The sequence below is a fragment of the Enterobacter sp. 50793107 genome (genome assembly GCF_001463365.1).
Taxonomy (GTDB): domain Bacteria; phylum Pseudomonadota; class Gammaproteobacteria; order Enterobacterales; family Enterobacteriaceae; genus Enterobacter; species Enterobacter cloacae.
In genome coordinates, this window is record NZ_LNII01000047.1 from 34167 (window position 1) to 53665 (window position 19499).

15 protein-coding genes are annotated in these 19499 nt (G+C 49.0%); 10 read left to right on the forward strand and 5 right to left on the reverse strand.

Annotation, left to right across the window (positions count from 1 at the left end):
- Positions 1–56: 56 nt before the first annotated feature.
- The 3 genes from APU11_RS06150 to APU11_RS06160 form a co-directional block, all read right to left on the reverse strand.
- The gene (locus APU11_RS06150) at positions 57–1706 is read right to left on the reverse strand and encodes an alpha,alpha-trehalase (protein WP_013099199.1); all 1650 of its coding nucleotides are present in this window, start codon (positions 1704–1706) and stop codon (positions 57–59) included.
- A gap of 183 nt (positions 1707–1889) precedes the next feature.
- Positions 1890–3242 (reverse strand): glutathione-disulfide reductase, encoded by a 1353-nt coding sequence (gorA, locus tag APU11_RS06155; RefSeq protein ID WP_020687710.1) that lies wholly within the window; start codon positions 3240–3242, stop codon positions 1890–1892.
- A gap of 71 nt (positions 3243–3313) precedes the next feature.
- Positions 3314–4156: a 23S rRNA (adenine(2030)-N(6))-methyltransferase RlmJ gene (locus tag APU11_RS06160; protein ID WP_029883697.1), complete on the reverse strand. Its 843-nt coding sequence runs from the start codon at positions 4154–4156 to the stop codon at positions 3314–3316.
- Between the two features lie 213 nt (positions 4157–4369).
- Between APU11_RS06160 and prlC the strand changes: the two genes are divergently transcribed.
- A complete protein-coding gene (prlC, locus tag APU11_RS06165; RefSeq protein WP_013099196.1) occupies positions 4370–6412 on the forward strand; it encodes an oligopeptidase A in 2043 nt (680 codons plus the stop codon).
- A gap of 7 nt (positions 6413–6419) precedes the next feature.
- Positions 6420–7172, forward strand: coding sequence for a 16S rRNA (guanine(1516)-N(2))-methyltransferase RsmJ (gene rsmJ / locus APU11_RS06170; protein WP_032644932.1), 753 nt, complete (start codon positions 6420–6422; stop codon positions 7170–7172).
- Positions 7173–7263: 91 nt separating this feature from the next.
- Here the strand turns inward: rsmJ and uspA are convergent, their stop codons facing one another.
- A complete protein-coding gene (uspA, locus tag APU11_RS06175; protein WP_058650535.1) occupies positions 7264–7701 on the reverse strand; it encodes a universal stress protein UspA in 438 nt (145 codons plus the stop codon).
- 282 nt (positions 7702–7983) lie between these two features.
- Here uspA and uspB point away from each other — a divergent pair, with 282 nt between their 5' ends.
- Complete coding sequence (gene uspB, locus APU11_RS06180; protein WP_003861224.1) at positions 7984–8319, forward strand: universal stress protein UspB; 336 nt, start codon at positions 7984–7986, stop codon at positions 8317–8319.
- Positions 8320–8373: 54 nt separating this feature from the next.
- Here uspB and pitA read toward each other — a convergent pair whose 3' ends face one another.
- Positions 8374–9873 (reverse strand): inorganic phosphate transporter PitA, encoded by a 1500-nt coding sequence (pitA, locus tag APU11_RS06185; RefSeq protein WP_013099193.1) that lies wholly within the window; start codon positions 9871–9873, stop codon positions 8374–8376.
- 228 nt (positions 9874–10101) lie between these two features.
- Here pitA and APU11_RS06190 point away from each other — a divergent pair, with 228 nt between their 5' ends.
- From APU11_RS06190 to APU11_RS06220, 7 genes are all read left to right on the forward strand, one after another.
- Positions 10102–11304, forward strand: coding sequence for an NAD(P)/FAD-dependent oxidoreductase (locus APU11_RS06190; protein ID WP_058650548.1), 1203 nt, complete (start codon positions 10102–10104; stop codon positions 11302–11304).
- A 142-nt stretch (positions 11305–11446) separates the two neighbouring features.
- Complete coding sequence (locus APU11_RS06195; protein ID WP_000090707.1) at positions 11447–12289, forward strand: TnsA endonuclease N-terminal domain-containing protein; 843 nt, start codon at positions 11447–11449, stop codon at positions 12287–12289.
- Positions 12276–14399 carry a transposase gene (locus APU11_RS06200; RefSeq protein WP_000351437.1) on the forward strand — a complete coding sequence of 708 codons (2124 nt, stop codon included), beginning with the start codon at positions 12276–12278 and terminating at the stop codon, positions 14397–14399. Before APU11_RS06195 ends, APU11_RS06200 begins: the two co-directional genes overlap by 14 nt.
- Positions 14399–15847, forward strand: coding sequence for an ATP-binding protein (locus APU11_RS06205; RefSeq protein ID WP_001049180.1), 1449 nt, complete (start codon positions 14399–14401; stop codon positions 15845–15847). The genes APU11_RS06200 and APU11_RS06205 overlap by 1 nt, the downstream gene beginning before the upstream one ends.
- A 40-nt stretch (positions 15848–15887) precedes the next feature.
- The gene (locus tag APU11_RS06210) at positions 15888–17444 is read left to right on the forward strand and encodes a TnsD family Tn7-like transposition protein (RefSeq protein ID WP_001324699.1); all 1557 of its coding nucleotides are present in this window, start codon (positions 15888–15890) and stop codon (positions 17442–17444) included.
- A gap of 11 nt (positions 17445–17455) precedes the next feature.
- On the forward strand, positions 17456–18382 hold the full coding sequence (locus APU11_RS06215) for a hypothetical protein (RefSeq protein ID WP_000262423.1): 927 nt from the start codon (positions 17456–17458) through the stop codon (positions 18380–18382).
- Positions 18383–18734: 352 nt separating this feature from the next.
- Positions 18735–19034 carry a helix-turn-helix transcriptional regulator gene (locus tag APU11_RS06220; protein WP_001097216.1) on the forward strand — a complete coding sequence of 100 codons (300 nt, stop codon included), beginning with the start codon at positions 18735–18737 and terminating at the stop codon, positions 19032–19034.
- Positions 19035–19499: the final 465 nt, after the last annotated feature.

A 19499-nucleotide genomic window follows, 5' to 3' on the forward strand; every position in this document is an offset into this window, starting at 1 on the left:
GTAACGCCCTCTCCCGGTGGGAGAGGGCGGGGTGAGGGCACCAGACCGCACCCCACTCAAGGCTCCCCATACAACCCAATCAACCGCCGCACCACGCCATTCGTCCAGCCAAAGCCATCCTGCAATGGATACTCACCGCCGCCCCCTTCGCGTGGGGTACTGCTGGCGATGTGATACTTCTCAATCAGCTTATGGTGAGTCTTATAAAAATGATTCACCGTATGCAGCCAGCTCCAGGCGATTTCATCGCCCAGCGAGTCGTTGCCGTACTGCTTGAAGCCCTGAATGGCCATCCACTGCAGCGGCGCCCAGCCATTGGGTTTATCCCACTGCTCGCCGGTTTCGTACTCGGTCGCCAGGATACCGCCCGGGGTGAGCAGACGTGATTTAACCGCATCAGACAAGCGTTCTGCCTGCTCATGGGTCGCCATTCCGACATACAGCGGCACAATGCTCGCCGCAGAGAACAACGCCATATTTTCCCGACGCCAGTCGTAATCGCGGTAGCAGCCATTCTCTTCATCCCACAGGTAGCGGTTCACCGCTGCCCGGCGATCGCTGGCTTTCTGGCGGAACAGGTCAGCCGTCTCCTTATCTCCTTTCGACGCCGAGATATTGGCGATAGCGCTTTCCAGCTTGAACAGGAAGGCGTTCAGGTCGATAGGGATAAACTGAGTGGTGCGAATGCTGGCCAGTCGGCCCGGTTCGCGCAGCCAGCGGGAGGAGTAATCCCAGCCGGAGGCCGCCCCTGCACGCAGATCGCGATACACCTCATTGGGTGGTCGACCGGAATGGCGGGCCGTCTCCACGTCCTCAATCCACGATTCGTCGCGCGGAGTGTCACGGTCATCCCAGTAGCGGTTCAGCAATGAGCCATCCGGCATACGCACCGCGCTGCGATAGGCCTGATTCAGCAGTAGCGACTCCGCGCCGTCCATCCAGAAGGCGTGCTCCATTTTGAGGTGCTCAAGGTAGCGCTTCGCACCGCGCACCCCGTCCTCTTCAAACAGCTCCACCATCAGGGCAAAGACCGGCGGCTGGGAGCGGCTGAGGTAGTAGGTTCGGTTGCCGTTCGGGATATGGCCGTAACGCTCGATCAGCCACGCGAAGTTATCCGCCATGCACTTCAGCAGATCGTTACGGCCGCTCTCGGCCAGCCCCAGCATCGAGAAGTAGGAATCCCAGTAGTAGGTCTCGCTGAATCGTCCGCCGGGGACGATATAGGCCTGCGGCAGAGCTAGCAGGGAAGACCAGGGAATATGATCCTGCGGCTCGCGCGTCAGCACGGGCCACAGGCTGTCGATATGCTCTTTAAGCGACAGCCCCGGGTCGGACACATACTCCGTGCTATAGGTCTCGGGCAGCCAGAAGTGATTCTCCACGAACTGGCGCAGGTCGAAATCCCGGTGGCGTCGCACCTTACGATAGCGGATCAAAATATCCAGCGGATCCATCTTCGGCGCGCAGTCGGGAAAGGTTTTGCTATCCGCAAACAGCCTTGTTGACTGCACATGTTCGAACAGCTCAAGGTAACGGTCAGCGGGGGTCAGGGCATCGGAGGCGGGTAGCCCCTCGATCATTTCTGGCTCCGGCTCCGCCTCAATCATCTCATCCAGTTTCAACTCGCAGGGATCGGTCTCGTAGCGCAGCTCTTCTGCGATCTCGAACGCGATGTTCTCGTTAGCCTGTAGTTTCTGGTTGAACATAATGATAAGGACCTCCGGTTAGGTGTTCTTGAAGACAGGTTTATCCGGGCGTCTTATAAGCGTAGACATTCGCTTCGGTAGATGGGGAGGAATATGTGCGGTAGATCACTCTTTTCGGAGCATTCGTTTTGCAACGATTTGTGAATGTAAAAAAGAATGCCCCTCAGTGGAGGGGCATCAGGACTAGCGCATGGTCACAAACTCTTCGGCCGCCGTTGGGTGGATCGCCACGGTATTATCGAAGTCTTTCTTCGTCGCGCCCATCTTCAGCGCCACTGCAAAGCCCTGCAGGATCTCATCCATGCCAAAGCCAATGCCGTGGATACCGACAATCTTCTCTTCCGGGCCCACGCAGACCAGCTTCATGCGGCACGGCTGACGGTGCGAGGTGACGGCGGTATACATTGCGGTAAACGCAGATTTATACACTTTCACCTGATCGTCGCCATACTGCTCGCGCGCCTGCGGCTCGGTTAAACCGACGGTGCCGATAGGCGGGTGGCTGAAGACCACGGTCGGGATGTTGCTGTAATCCAGGTGCTCGTCCGGCTTGTTGTTGAACAGACGTTCGGAAAGGCGACGCCCCGCCGCAACGGCCACCGGGGTCAGTTCAACGGCACCGGTGTTATCGCCCACCGCGTAAATGCCCGGTACGCTGGTGTTCTGGAATTTATCGACGACGATATAGCCTTTTTCATCGGTTTTCACGCCGGTTACGGCCAGGTTGAAGTTGTCATTCGCCGGTTCACGGCCAATCGCCCAGATCAGGCAGTCGACGGTCTGGCTGCGGCCATCTTCCAGCTCCAGGGTCAGGCTGCCGTCTGCATTTTTAATCACCGCTTTTGGCACGGCGTTGGTATGCAGGGTTGGACCTTCGGTGTTCATCACTTCTACTAAGGTGTCGACGATCAGCGGATCAAAGCTGCGCAGCGGCGCATGTTTACGCACGAACAGGTGCGCTTCAGCGCCCAGACCGTTAATCACACCGGCCAGTTCGACCGCGATGTAACCCGCGCCCACCACCGCAACGCGCTCTGGCAGGGCTGGCAGCTCGAAGAAACCGTCGGAGTCGATGCCGTATTCGGCACCCGGGATGTTCGGGTGACTCGGACGGCCGCCGGTAGCGATCAGGATATGATCGGCAGTGATCGTCTCCCCGTTCACTTCGATCGTTTTCGCGTCCACAAAGCGGGCGAAGCCGTGGATCACATCTACGTTATTCTTACCCAGCACGTTATCGTACGAGGTGTGAATGCGGTCGATGTAGGCCGTACGGCTGGCGATCAGCTTCTCCCAGTCGAAGTGGTTGATCGTGGTGTCAAAGCCGTAATCCGGGCCATACATATGGATGGCTTCACGGATTTGCGCCGCATGCCACATCACCTTTTTCGGTACACAACCCACGTTGACGCAGGTGCCGCCCAGCGCTTTGGCTTCAATCAGCGCACACTTCTGGCCATACATGGCCGCACGGTTGATGGAGGCGATGCCGCCGCTACCGCCGCCGATTGCGATGTAGTCATAATGCTTAGTCATAGCTTTTATCCTTAATCGTGAATTGCCGCGATTGTATACCTGAAATCAATAGTTTCCACCGATGGCTGCGATTACTCTGGCACGATCCAGCTGACGGTGGCGTGACCTGTCCCGGCAGGTACCAGCGTTTTATGCAGCCATGGCAGAACGTTGTTCATCTGCGCTTCGAGCTTCCATGGCGGGTTAATGACAATCATGCCGGAGGCGGTCATGCCGCGCTGGTCGCTGTCCGGACGGACGGCCAGTTCAATCTGCAGGATTTTGCGGATGCCGGTCGCTTCCAGGTCTTTGATCATGCGCTTGATCTGCGCGCGCAGGACCACCGGATACCACAGGGCGTAGGTGCCGGTCGCAAAACGTTTGTAACCTTCGTTAATGCCGGTGACCACCGCCTGATAGTCGGTTTTGATTTCGTATGGCGGGTCTATCAGCACCAGGCCGCGACGGGAGACCGGCGGCAGTTTGGCTTTCAGCTGCAGGTAGCCATCGGCTTTGTCCACGCGGGCGCGGCTGTCTTTCTGGAACTCAGAACGCAGCAGCGGGAAATCGCTTGGGTGCAGCTCGGTCAACTGCAGGCTGTCCTGCTCACGCAGCAGCTGACGGGCAATCAATGGCGAGCCCGGATAGTAGCGCAACTGGCCGTTGCGGTTGAAATGATTCACCACACCAATGTACGGTTCCAGTTCGGCAGGCAGATCGTCCTGCTGCCAGATACGGGCGATCCCTTCCAGATATTCACCGGTACGCTCGGCGTGTTCACCGCTCAGCTGATAGCGGCCCGCGCCCGCGTGGGTGTCCAGATAAAGAAACGGCTTCTCTTTCTCTTTGAGTGATTCGATGATCAGGCTCTGAACGGTGTGTTTGAGGACGTCGGCGTGGTTGCCTGCGTGAAAGCTGTGGCGATAACTGAGCATGGATGAATGTGTTCCGGGTAGTCAACGTAGGCCCGATAAGCGTAGCGCCATCGGGCAAAAATAGAGCGTATCGCCACAGTATACAGAAAAGTTTCCACGGCCGCGAAAGCGCAACGCCCGGCATTGAAATCCTCTACACTTAACCCCATTACTGAACCATATGCACAGCGCCGGATGCGCGCTTCATTCATCAAATTCAACAGGACAGCGTTTATGACCAATCCATTACTGACGCCTTTTTCGTTGCCACCGTTTTCTAAAATCCTCCCTGAGCATGTGGTTCCAGCCGTTACGCAAGCGCTGGACAACTGCCGCGCGGCGGTAGAAAGCGTGGTCGCGCAGGGCGGGCCGTACACCTGGGAAAATCTGTGTCAGCCGCTGGCCGAAGTGGATGACGTGCTGGGGCGTATCTTCTCCCCGGTAAGCCACCTCAACTCGGTAAAAAACAGCCCGGAGTTGCGTGAAGCCTACGAACAAACCCTGCCGCTGCTCTCCGAGTACAGCACCTGGGTCGGCCAGCACGAAGGGCTCTACAAGGCGTATCGCGATCTGCGCGACGGCGACCACTATGCCGAACTGAACACCGCACAGAAAAAATCCGTCGATAACGCCCTGCGTGATTTCGAGCTTTCCGGGATTGGCCTGCCAAAAGAGAAGCAGGTTCGCTACGGCGAAATCGCGGCGCGCCTGTCTGAGCTGGGTAACCAGTACAGCAACAACGTGCTCGACGCCACCATGGGCTGGACGAAGCTGATTACCGACGAAGCAGAGCTGGCGGGTATGCCGGAAAGCGCACTGGCGGCGGCAAAAGCCCAGGCCGAAGCGAAAGAGCAGGAAGGTTTCCTGTTAACGCTGGATATCCCAAGCTATCTGCCGGTGATGACCTACTGCGACAACCAGGCATTGCGTGAAGAGATGTACCGCGCCTACAGCACCCGCGCCTCCGATCAGGGGCCGAATGCCGGTAAGTGGGATAACAGCCCGGTGATGGCGGAAATCCTCGCCCTGCGTCACGAGCTGGCACAGCTGCTGGGCTTTGACAGCTACGCGGACAAATCCCTCGCCACCAAAATGGCCGAGAACCCGCAGCAGGTGCTCGATTTCCTGACCGATCTGGCGAAACGCGCCCGTCCTCAGGGTGAAAAAGAGCTGGCCCAGCTGCGCGCCTTCGCCAAAGCGGAGTTCGGCGTGGATGAGCTGCAGCCGTGGGACATCGCGTATTACAGCGAAAAACAGAAGCAGCACCTCTACAGCATCAGCGACGAGCAGCTGCGCCCGTACTTCCCGGAAAACAAAGCCGTTAATGGCCTGTTCGAAGTGGTGAAACGCATCTACGGCATCACCGCTAAAGAGCGTACCGATATCGACGTCTGGCATCCGGACGTGCGCTTCTTCGAATTGTATGACGAGAAAAACGAACTGCGCGGCAGCTTCTACCTCGATCTCTACGCGCGTGAGAACAAGCGTGGCGGGGCGTGGATGGATGACTGCGTCGGCCAGATGCGTAAAGCCGACGGTTCCCTGCAGAAGCCGGTCGCTTACCTGACCTGTAACTTCAACCGCCCGGTCAACGGCAAGCCGGCGCTGTTCACCCACGACGAAGTGATCACCCTGTTCCATGAGTTCGGTCACGGTCTGCACCATATGCTGACCCGCATTGAAACCGCAGGCGTGGCCGGTATCAGCGGTGTGCCGTGGGATGCGGTCGAGCTGCCGAGCCAGTTTATGGAAAACTGGTGCTGGGAGCCGGACGCGCTGGCGTTTATCTCCGGCCACTACGAGACCGGCGAACCGCTGCCGAAAGAACTGCTGGATAAAATGCTGGCAGCCAAGAACTACCAGGCGGCAATGTTTATTCTGCGCCAGCTGGAGTTCGGCCTGTTCGACTTCCGCCTGCACGCCGAGTTTAGCCCGGAGCAGGGGGCAAAAATCCTCGAAACCCTGGCTGAGATTAAAAAGCAGGTCGCGGTTATTCCAGGGCCAACCTGGGGTCGCTTCCCGCACGCGTTCAGCCACATCTTCGCGGGCGGCTATGCGGCAGGTTATTACAGCTACCTGTGGGCCGATGTCCTGGCGGCGGATGCTTTCTCTCGCTTTGAAGAAGAGGGGATTTTTAACCGTGAAACCGGTCAGTCGTTCCTCGATAACATCCTGACCCGCGGCGGCTCAGAAGAGCCGATGGAGCTGTTCAAACGCTTCCGTGGCCGCGAGCCGCAGCTGGATGCGATGCTTGAGCATTACGGGATCAAAGGCTGATTGCTACGTGAAGATCTGCTTAGTGGATGAAACAGGCGCCGGAGACGGCGCCTTATCTGTTCTGGCCGCCCGTTGGGGGCTGGAGCACGATGAAGAAAACCTGATGGCGCTGGTGATGACGCCAGAGCATCTCGAATTACGTAAACGCGACGAACCGAAACTCGGCGGGATTTTTGTCGATTTTGTCGGGGGCGCGATGGCGCACCGGCGCAAGTTTGGCGGCGGCCGCGGTGAGGCTGTTGCAAAAGCCGTCGGCATCAAAGGGAGCTATCTTCCGGACGTGGTGGATGCCACGGCGGGGTTGGGGCGCGATGCGTTTGTGCTGGCGTCTGTCGGCTGCCGCGTGCGGATGCTGGAGCGCAACCCGGTGGTGGCCGCGTTGCTGGATGACGGCCTGACTCGTGGTTACGCGGACCCGGAAATCGGCCCGTGGTTGCAGGAACGTTTACAGCTGATCCACGCCTCCAGCCTGACGGCGTTGACCGATATCACCCCGCGCCCGCAGGTGGTCTATCTCGATCCGATGTTCCCGCATAAGCAGAAAAGCGCGCTGGTGAAAAAAGAGATGCGGGTGTTTCAGTCGCTGGTGGGGCCGGATCTGGATGCGGACGGCCTGCTTGAGCCTGCCCGTCAGCTTGCAACGAAGCGGGTGGTGGTGAAACGCCCGGACTACGCGCCGCCGCTGGCGGACGTTGCGACGACCAACGCGGTGACCACCAAAGGGCACCGGTTTGATATTTATTCGGGTACGCCGGAATAAAAAAGCCGGGTGGCGGCTTCGCCTTACCCGGCCTACGTTCAGTGCCATTTGTAGGCCCGGTAAGCGTTAGCGCCACCGGGCTTTTTTGCACTTACTCGTCGTCTTCGTCACGCAGCGGAACAATCAGCATATCCACGTGAACGGTATTGATCAGCTGACGCGCTGAGGACATCAGCTTGCTCCAGAAGTCCTGGTGATGACCGCAAACCACCAGGTCCATATCGTATTTCTTAATCGCATCGACCAGCACCTGGCCCAGATCGCCGCTACCGCTTAAGGTTTCAGTGATCGGGTAACCTGCGTTGGTGGACAGCTCGCTCAGGGCGTGGTGTGTCTCTTCGGAGATGCGTTTTTGCATATCGCCGAGATTCACGTCGATCAGACCGGTATAAAGGTCGGAGTAATTCACATCAACGTGAATCAGCGAAACTTTCGCGTTGTAAGGGCGTGCCATGGATACTGCTTTATCAACCAGCACTTTGCTCTCCGGGGAGAGGTCTACCGCGATGAGAATGTGTTTGTAAGCCATAGTGTTACTCCTTCCTTAAGTTATCGATGACTAAACAGAAAGCCGTCGTCTGATGCTTTCATTACGGCCCAGTTAAACATATTTTTCAAGCTTTGGTGTTGATAACGATTAACCTTGTGGCAAAAAAATTAACGGATCTCCTACACTATTTAATGAACCGTTCGGATATTAAAACGCGAACCGGATCGACTTTTGGTCATTCTTTCACTGAACTGTCTGTCAGGGCATTGGGGTGCGGTAGCTCAGAAGCCTTGCTTCGTGGGCCGACGCCGGGGAGGATGTATGATTAGCACCGTCGCATTGTTTTGGGCGTTATGCGTAGTTTGCATAGTGAATATGGCGCGCTACTTCTCATCGTTACGTGCGCTGTTAGTGGTACTTCGTGGTTGCGATCCGTTGCTTTATCAGTATGTGGACGGTGGAGGGTTCTTCACCTCGCATGGACAGCCCAGCAAACAGATGCGCCTGGTCGGGTATATCTACTACCAGCGCTACCGGGATCATCACGATGAAGAGTTTATCCGCCGCTGCGAGCGCCTGCGTCGCCAGTTCATTTTGACCAGCGCCCTGTGTGGCCTGGTCGTCGTCAGTATGATTGCCTTAATGATTTGGCACTGAGCATAAAAAAAGCGGGTCAGTTTCCTGACCCGCTTTTTTGTCGCCTTCAGCCGATTAAATCAGCTTCAGCGCAATCCAGTACAACCCACCCGAGAGCAGGATAGACGCCGGAAGCGTAAACACCCAGGCCATCAGAATGTTGGTCACGGTTTTGCGTTGCAGACCGCCGCCATCAACAATCATGGTACCTGCCACGGACGAAGAGAGTACGTGGGTGGTGGAGACCGGCATACCGGTGTAGCTTGCCAGACCGATAGAGACCGCCGCCGTCATCTGCGCGGACATGCCCTGCGCATAGGTCATGCCTTTCTTACCGATCTTCTCGCCGATGGTGGTTGCCACACGACGCCAGCCAATCATCGTACCGATACCCAGCGCCAGCGCGACAGCCATGATGATCCAGATTGGCGCGTACTCAATGGTGTTGAGCATATCGCTTTTCAGTTTCTTCAGCAGACGCTTGTCGTCAGCATTTACGTCTGGCAACTTCGCGACTTTGTCGGTCACGTCAGAGATGCAGAGCATAATGCGACGCAGCTGACCACGTTGCTCAACGGCCAGTTTGTCGTAGCTTTCGATATCGCCCAGCATGCCTTTTGCACGTTCCAGCGCGTTAATCGCGTTTGCCGGGTGGCAGTGGAACTCGCCCGGCGCGGTGGTCGCACCCGCTTCAGGCGACGGGATCAGCTGGTCAACGCCGGTCGCTTTTTTCAGCAGTTCAGGATGCTGCTGGAAATAGGTTTCAACGTTATTGACCGCATCACGGGTACGGGTGATTTCATAACCGGAGGCATTCATGTTAACCACGAAGCCCGCCGGTGCAACGCCAATCAGAACCAGCATCACCAGACCGATGCCTTTCTGCCCGTCGTTCGCGCCGTGAGAGAAGGCCACGCCGATGGCGGAAATGATCAGGGCGATACGCGTCCAGAATGGTGGCTTTTTCTTGCCGTCTTTCTTCTCACGCTCTGCTGGCGTCAGGTGGATACGCGCACGTTTTTTCGTGTTGCTCCAGTAGCGACGCAGAATGAAAATCAATCCACCTGCAACCACCAGACCGACGATAGGGGAGATGATCAGAGAACCGAAAATACCCAGTACTTTAGGCAGGTTAAGCGCATCAACAACCGAGGTGCCGGTCATCAGGGCGTTGGTTAACCCGATACCGATAATGGCACCGATGAGGGTGTGAGAACTGGATGCAGGCAGGCCGAAATACCAGGTACCGAGGTTCCAGATAATTGCAGCAAGCAGCATTGAGAACACCATAGCGAGGCCATGGCCAGAACTTACGTTAAGCAGCAGATCCGTTGGCAGCATATGCACAATGGCATACGCAACGCTCAGTCCGCCCAGAAGGACACCAAAAAAGTTAAATACCGCCGCCATAACGACCGCCAGTTGCGATCGCATTGCGCGAGTGTAGATAACCGTTGCTACTGCGTTTGCAGTGTCGTGGAAGCCGTTGATCGCTTCGTAAAACAGTACAAAAACCAGAGCAAGCAATAATAAAAGCCCGGTATGTAAATCCAGGCCGGCAAACAAATGTAGCATAGGACGTTACGCCATTTTGAGGACATGAACGCGGCGCATTATCCAGGACAAATGCGCGGCGGGCAAAGTGAAATATAGACTTTTTTTGACATACCACCTGATTTGGGAAAAGTGCCTGAAAGGATATTCTTTAAATTTCAATGAAATGGCTTTGTAATATCTTTTTACGCTGGTGTGACCACAGAGGAAACTTTACAATCCGCGGCAGTGAACAACGAGGGTTTTGACGTGGAAAGGTTTGATGCCGTGGTAATTGGCGCCGGTGCGGCGGGTATGTTTTGTGCGGCGATGGTCGGACAGGCGGGTCGTCGCGTGCTGCTGCTGGATAACGGTAAAAAGCCTGGGCGCAAGATCCTGATGTCTGGCGGCGGGCGCTGCAACTTTACGAACCTGTATGTCGAACCTGCGGCCTATCTGAGCCAGAACCGCCATTTTTGTAAATCTGCGCTGGCGCGTTATACCCAGTGGGATTTTATCGATCTTGTGGGTAAGCACGGTATCGCGTGGCATGAGAAGACGTTGGGGCAGCTGTTCTGCGACGACTCCGCGCAGCAGATTGTCGATATGCTGGTGGCCGAGTGCGAGAAGGGCGGCGTGGTAATGCGCCTGCGTACAGAGGTGCTGGACGTATCCCGCGACGAGCAGGGCTATACGCTGCAGCTCAACGGCGAAAGCGTCAGCGCCGATAACCTGGTCATTGCCAGCGGCGGTCTGTCGATGCCGGGGCTGGGCGCCTCGCCGTTCGGCTACAAAATTGCCGAGCAGTTTGGCCTGAAGGTGCTGCCAACGCGTGCGGGACTGGTTCCTTTTACTCTGCACAAACCGCTTCTGGAACAACTTCAGACGCTTTCTGGTGTTTCTGTTCCTTCCGTTATTACCGCCGAAGACGGAACGGTGTTCCGCGAAAACTTGCTCTTTACCCACCGCGGCCTCTCCGGCCCGGCGGTGCTGCAAATCTCCAGCTACTGGCAGCCGGGCGAGTTCGTCACGGTTAACCTGCTGCCGGAGTGCGATCTGGATGCGTTCCTCAATGAACAGCGTGCGGCGCACCCGAATCAGAGCCTGAAAAATACCCTCGCGATGCAGTTGCCGAAGCGTCTGGTAGAGTGTTTGCAGGGGTTAGGGCAGATCCCGGATGTTTCCCTTAAGCAGCTTAACAGCCGCGAGCAGGAGACGCTGGTAGAGACCCTGACAAACTGGCGCGTGCAGCCCAACGGCACTGAAGGCTACCGCACGGCGGAGGTCACGCTGGGCGGTGTCGACACGAATGAGCTCTCCTCGCGCACGATGGAAGCGCGCAACGTGCCGGGCCTCTACTTCATCGGTGAAGTGATGGATGTGACCGGCTGGCTCGGCGGGTATAACTTCCAGTGGGCGTGGGCCAGTGCCTGGGCGTGTGCGCAGGCACTGGCCGATGTCCGAGGACAATAAAGTTGTACACAAAGCACTAAAGTTGTAACCATTCTCAAAAAACGACGCTAATGTTGTATACTTACTGAATGTGTGGTTATAGGGTTGGAGACTATAAAATGCACATATAGGTACGTATCAATGTCGTTTTTAGGGTACGATCATGGCTAGGGGTAGGCGTCTCAAATCCTATTTGGATTATGAAAATGCGCTAGGTGACGGCATAGGAGTGGGCTATGGCCAAAGTTATCAGCCCTGGCTTAGAGCTCAGGACGTTAAATCCCGTGGAAACCGTTCGATAGTCTTTGGCCTTAAGACGTTTCGAAACCATCATCTCCTTTCTTCTGTCGAAAGTAACTTTTTCTATCTGGCTGAGTTTAATGACTCGGTGATTGATATCCGGGAACAATTCCCACTCTTTCCTCTCCGGCTTACCCAACAAATAGCAAATCATCTACATTTTCAACATCCTATGGTGAGGGGAGTAAGAGGAGTACCTGTCGAAGTTCTGAATGTTATGACAACCGATTTTTTACTGACCTTGAGAACTCCTGAAGGCGGACTTCGATACAAAGCTATAGCAGTAAAACATAACGAGAGCATACCTGAACGCGAAGCCCAAAAACTTGAAATAGAGAGGATGTTTTGGCAGTTGATTGATGTTGAGTTTCAAATTTATGTTGGCTCGGAACTCAATAACGTCGTCGGTAAAAACATTTGCTGGGCTACTTCTGTATTAAGAGATGGTTCTGAATTTTATGATAAATATCCTCTTGATAAAATCCTATGGAAGCTTAAACCAGATGTTTATCCCATAGTAGGACTACGTGCAATGATTTCATCAATCTTTGGGGTAGATGCACAAGAAGCGATGATGTTATTGCAGGCAATGATTGGATTAAAAATGATAAATGTTGATTTATCATATCCAATACTCGAAACCGGTCTGATAAAGATAATTTCCAATGACCACTATATAGGACTGAACGCAAATGGATATTATTAGGAATTCAGTCTGGCTCTCTCAAGGCACTGATTTGCTTGCAGAGGGACTTTACCGTGTTTTGGATTTTGACAGAAAGGTCGATTTGTTAATTTTGTTTAAAATAAAATCAGAAAGAACGGGTAAGCCAATCCCTTTCTCATTTTCAATGTTTAAATATTATATTGAATCAAATAGCATAACTTGTAAAGATTATATATATCCTTCATATATGTTAGTAGATGAGAAAGAATTAACAGATAAAGACAGAGGAAGGCGAGATGAAAATTACAATATCATTAAAGATCTTGTAGATGACAGAATGTTTCTGTTCGACTATGCATTACATAAAAAGTCGCACCTTTTAATGGATTACTCCAGAAATAAAAAAATATCACAATATACTATCAGAACGCTTCTGGCGTTGTATTGGCGACATGGGCAGGATATTTATGCATTGCTACCCGCATTCTCGAACTGTGGCGCCGCTGGGAAAAGTAGAATCAAACATGAAATTAAACTTGGGAATTCCAAAAAAAACAGAGCATTACCTAATGAACGATCACGTGTTTTCATTCTTAATGAAAGAGATATAAATAATATTAGAAAATCTCTCATTACGTATCATTATAAAGTTAACGGAGATACGATAAAGAAAACATTAGAGAGACATATTGATTTGTATTTTAGGGATGAAATTAAAACAGCAAACCTAGAAAATAGAGCTCCATATGTTCCTTCTTTAAAACAATTTTCATACTGGAATAAAAAACTCTTCACTAAAGATTTCTCGATAAATAAGAAGAACACGAAAAAAGAAATAGACCTCAAAATGCGGGCGCTTTTAGGTAGTGTGGCTAATACAACTGTTTTGCCGGGTGATGTTTTCGAAATAGACTCAACTGTCGCTGATGTACATCTTATTTCGAGTTTAAACAGACGAAAAGTCATTGGGCGTCCTACTATTTATACAGTGGTGGATCGTGCAACAAGAATGATTGTTGGCCTTCATGTTTCTTTATACCATGCTTCATGGCGAGCCGCCCGACAAGCGTTAGCAAATTGCTTTATGCCAAAAAAAGAATATTGTAGATTATTTGGAATCTCTATTACTGATGATGATTGGCCTTGTTCTCACATTCCATTAACATTGATGTGTGACAACGGGGAGATGATTGGTCTTAAACCTCAGGAAGAGATGACCCCCCTGACAAAACTTGAGTTTGCGCCAGTCGGTAGAGGCGACAGAAAAAGCATTGTTGAACGCTGTTTCGGCATTCTGAATGATGAGGTTATTCATAGGCTTATTGGAACAACACGAAGGGGAAAGATTGTTAAAGGAGAGCCAACACCGCAATCCAGGGCTTGTTTAACGATTCAGGAGGTCACGTCTTTACTGATTCGGGAGATACTTGCACATAATCAGAGAACGTATGAGGAACTGGCTTATATCAATCCCTTACTGATTGAAAATGATCTCGTAATATCACCAAAAAATAGTTGGATGATAAGCTTAAAGCACGGGAGATTCAGCGCAAGAGCCGTTGGGGCCGACGAAGTGATCGCACGATTGTTAATCCCTGTGAACGCTAACATTACCGCCGGTGGGATTCAGTACAATAATCTTTTTTATGAATGTGATCCTGAAATTGCATCAGGTGTCAGAGTATTTGGAAGAACCACTTGTGAAGCAAGAATAGATGACAATTGCGTAGATTATATATATGTAAGATTTGACAAAAATAGCATTTTCAAAAAACATTACCTACTTAAGAAAAGAGATGTATTTAAAGGGAAAGCTCATCTTGATACAGATGTAATGGCTGATTGGGTAGATACTCAAAAAGAAATTAATTTATTTACTCTGGATTCGCTCAGCAATATCAATAATAAAGATGAATTTAACAGGAAAGGTAACGAAAGATTAAATGAAATATACGAATCTCGTCGGGTACATGGTAAAGATATTAAAAAAAACAGGAAAAATGAACTTGATTCATTAGGGCGAACTCATGTTGCTAATGGAAGATCTGAACCCCTACTTCCTTCATCCAGTAATGTTCTGCTTTTGCCTGGCCGGGAGGAGAAACAAAGATGGTTAAAAGGTAAGAAGAAGACTGAGGACGCAGAATAATGAACCTTATACGGCGCGTTTCAGCGATATATAAAGAACAGGAGTTACCTGAGTATCGTGGCAATCCCTTAATTGAAGCACTTCCTGAAGCGCTTACGGAAGATGAAGTACTTCTGGAAATGAGTTATTTCCCCGAAATTGACGAAAAAATCCGCTGGACTGCCCCGGCGAATGTTAGAGAGCAGTATGTCGAACGTATAAAGAAATTCCGTTGCCCTCAAACCAATCTTATCCAGGCTTATAAGATGATATTACGGGCACTTAGGGAAAGCTATGCAGCTCGTAATCCTTTAAAAAGCGGAACAATTCAATATCTTCATTACTATGGAAATGAGCGTCCTGATATTGAGCCAGAAAGTGGATATTTTAAATCCCAGGCTGAAACTATTACGATAGTTGGAATGAGTGGTTCTGGAAAAACTACCATGATTGAGCAAGTCATGGATCATTTCCCTCAGATTATAGAACACAGCAGCTATAAAGGAGTTTTTCCCGGCTTCAGTAAGCAAATTGTATGGGTAAAGATTAATTGTCCATACAATTCAAGTGTGAGAGACCTTTGTGAAGAGATTTTACAAAAATTAGATGATGCAATTGGTATTGAACGAACTACACCTGAGATTAGAAATGGTGCTCTGGCTCGCCAGATTGCACAAAGAATTAAATCATCATTTTTGGGTATCCTTGTTATTGATGAAATGCAGAGGCTTAAATTTTCAAGAACCGGGGGTGAGAGTAAGTTGATTGATTTTTTACATGAAATTGTAGATTCCATGGGGGTATCTATGGTTTTTTGTGGAAATCATCCTTTTGACGAGACGCTGACAAAGAAAATGAGAATTGCCAGGCGGGCAGAGTCTGGTGGTTACATGAAAATTAAGAATGTTAGATACGATTCACAAGACTGGCAATCGTTTATTCATTATTTATGGCCATTACAATGGACAAATGTTGAAACTCCATTAAATGATGAGTTAAACGAAAAATTATTCATTTTATCTAAAGGCAATATTGGATTGGCTCAGATGATTTATCGGGGGGCACAATTAAAGGTTATCGGTAGCGGCAATGAAATCATCACTGGCGCAGTCTTGTCGGCCTCTGTACCGGTACTCGTGAGTCATACGGAGGAATATAAGGATACTCCACTCCCGGGGGCCGCGACTGAAGATGAGGAAGCTAAATGGCTCTCTGCATCTAATGAGGGTGATGCTTCGGCTAAAATCATGGCAGAGAAGTCCCTAAAGTCTTTGATCCCTGGGGATATAGACAGGCCACAGCACAAGGAATTCGTAGGAAAAATAGACGAGGTTTTGCGCAATTTCGACGAGAAAATACTGTCTCTTGACCACGATCTTGTTATCAACAGAACAGCTGAAAAGAAAAATACCTACGATGCTCTTCAGCGTTGCGGGCTTATAAATATAGATCCACTTAATAAATTGTAATGAGGTAACAGTTCGTAACGGTCAAAGAGAGGTGTGGGAAATGAGAATGTTGCCTGTTTTGCCTGATGAATCCTTGTTCAGCCGGTTTTGTCGGACAACTACCGTGTACGGTATGTCCCCATCTTCTCTGTTAACGATCATTTTCAACAAACCTGATATGAACGTCCATCCAATTCTCAATTCAGGATTAAAGGCTATTTCTCTTCATACATCCGAAAGTGCAGATCAGCTCTGGCATGAACAGACTTTACTCCCTCTTTTTGCCTGGGCACTACCAATCAGTCGTAATGAAATTATGGATTTCAACACGACCCCTGCCAGGCTTAATCGATTGTGCCGCCTTAGTAATTTTTCACTAGGGCAGCGCACACTATTGAAGTTTTGCCCGGTTTGCGCTCGTGAAGATACTTTTCATTATGGTGTTACTTATTGGCATCTGGCGCATCAGCTTCATGGGGTTACAACCTGCCATCGGCATCCGGTAGCGCTTGAAAGCATCCATGTCCCTTCTTCACCGCACATACGTATTGGACTGATGCCTCCTGTTTCGTATACAGAACAACTTAGCAATGAGATAGACTTCGATTTTGCTAAGTTTTGTTATGAGTCCCTAAATATAATCAGAAGAAAAGATATTACACACCCCAATTACATGGATGTACTTAAAAAGTTGAATTTATTATCATTGGATGGAAATTTAAAGAAAAATGTATTCTACGCACATGTTTATGCTAAGTGCCAGTTATTTGGGGAGGGTTCATCGGGACTTATACCAACATCCCTAACTGATTATCATTACTGGGAGCCTATACTCAAAGACAAATGTTGTCAGCATCCCACAAAGCATCTTTTGCTTTGTTATTGTTTGTTAAATACTTGCTGGCCAACGTATGCAGGAAGTCGTACTAATAAAAAGAAAGAAATCTTTAAAAGTCATAAGAAATACAGTTTTCATATAGTTGAAAATAATACTAGTGTTAGCAACCTTGGGAAGGAATTTAGTCGCAGCAGATGTTACATTAAAACACTTATTTATAAAAAATACCTGAGGGCGTTTAAGCGAAACACAAAAATTAATATATTCACTGAATTGCTTATCAAGTCTATGGCTGTAAGGGGGTTTAGTCTGGCATCCATAGCTGAGAAAAACTCATTATCGGAAGGAGCTGTATCCTCTGTAATTTCATCTTGTTACGGTTTATGCTCATGGCGTAAAAAATGTAAAAAAGATTCTTTAAGACGGCGTCATAAGCAGAAAATATTAAGATTTATACATAATCAATCCGTTTCTATAACACGAAAGTTAGTCAAAGAAAGTTGTTATGCAAGTTTCTATTGGCTAAATAAACATGAATGTGACTGGCTTAATTCCTGTCTTCCTAAAACAATACGATGCTATAAAAATAAAAGAGTAGACTGGAGCGAGAGAGATATTATCTCATCATCATTAATAAATGATGTTTTATCTCAGGGGCAGTACTCGATGTCACTTACAAGTCTAGATGCTTTACTGGGAGGGCATGGCTGGCTTTTGAAATACAGAGATAAACTACCAATGACAATGATACTTCTCAGAAAAATGGAACTAATTAAATAAGAGGGAGTTATATGGTTTACGAAAATGAATTGTGGCACAGTTTTCTTCTGCGTTCACAGATAATGTATAACTTATCCAATTGCAGGAACATAATATCAAAGCATGGCGCACTAAGGTACGATGCCTTTCCTCGTTTCGAACTGATTGATATGTACAAACTGCATAGCTTGCAGGATATATATGACATTCTTGCCACTAGAAATGGTTATATACTAACTTCCAATATAGTGTCGTTATCTTCTGGTGTTTACGGGTATTTTAACGCTGTTGAAGATGCCTGTCGGAAAAATTTTCACATAACTAATTCATATCCATTGGTAAACATCTCAAACATTCGTTACTGTCACAAATGTATTGTTGAAGATATACACTCTAAAGGCATTGGTTATCTGCGTCATAGATGGTTGTTTGAATCTAAATGTGCAGTTCATAGTACCAGTTTATATGAGGTTTGTTTTGATAACTATTTGAATGCAGTGAAAGGACTTAGTGACTTAATTATAAGTGGAATAAATCCTCATGGTTATTGTTCCCTTGTGGTTGACGTTTCAAACCCTTTCAAAAATCCAGTGTATATATTACCATGTGCACGTAATAAAATTTTAAAATGGATTTCGGACAATAAAAATATGCTGATTTACTTTCTCTTTGATCTCTTCAAATGTAAGTCGCATTCAAGTTTATCTAAGGTTATCGAAGTCAAGATAATGCATGATAGATATATTTCTGCGGTGTTCAAGATGTTAAGTGAAGTTAATTTTTGTAATTTCAACTCATTTATTTCTGATATTTTTGAGGACGTAAGTTATGCCTCTATCGGACTTGATGATTATTCTGTTAATGTGCATTTTCTCAGGCTAAGGGCTGCAGATTGTAAATTTTGCCAGTTGAATGGTAAATATTTTTGCTCACTTTACAATGTAAAACTTCTTCGCTAATTTCACTTCATTTATAAAATACTAAGAAAGCTAGTTAGATAAGGTTTTATATTTTGATTGGGGCAGGAATAAATTATCACTCATAGAGTTTCCCTGGGGGTTACCACCTGTGTATGATGCCGGTTAGCAACAACGTCTAAAAGACCTGCGATCACGTGGGTCCCTCTCCAGCAAAGGGGCAAGGGGTGCTATATAACGGTGTACTGCTTACCCAATACGGCCTTGTATTTGAAAGATGCCGCATCTTGGCAAGATTCGTATTACAGCCTATAGTCTGTTAATGAGCATTACAGCCTATATGCTGTAAATCCCTGCGTTATGCTTGTTAACCCGTCGATACGGAAGGTCACTTATGAACACTCAATACGCTTTGAAGACTTTGAATCAGTTACGTCCTGTTTTAATCGGCTTTCGCAAAGCCAATGGACTGACGCAAAAAGATGTTTCTGAACGTTTGGGTATAACACAGCAAACTTATGCCCGACTAGAGGCCAACCCTGCAAGTGCTGGTTTTGAGCGTTTGTTTAGGGTGTTCAGCGTCCTTGGAGTGGAGATCGTACTTTCATCCAGGGAACCATTGTCAGATGCAAAGCCCGAATACGGAGCTATGCACAATTATTCTTCACTTCCAGCCAGGCGGGAGAAATGGTGACGCCTGGCGCTTCCCGGTCTAATTTTTCTTCAACAAGATTAACCCCTTAGCGGCCTGAAGTATCAGGTTGCGATAGAGCCTTTCATTTCTTCTGTTATGTTAAATACACCATTTTGAGCTATTTCGCTCGGCCTTAAATTATCTCTTCATTCTTCAGTGAAAATTTTATGTCGATCACATTATCGATGAATTTAGGAAATAATCCGTAAATGAAAATCTATCTTCTTTTAAATTCATCAGTGTCAGTAGCAAATATTACGCATAAAAGAATGGTTATTATTATCATTTAAATTATAAAGCTCATGAGTCAATTCCAAAAAATATAATAAGCATTGAAATCATTACCCGTGATTCTGGAGTTTTAACTTTGCCATGTAACCAACCACAAGTTAGTTTCCGGTGTTTTGAGGGGCAGTAAAGTTCTGAAAGCGCGACCAGATCATAATCCCGAAATGTCGTTAAGAT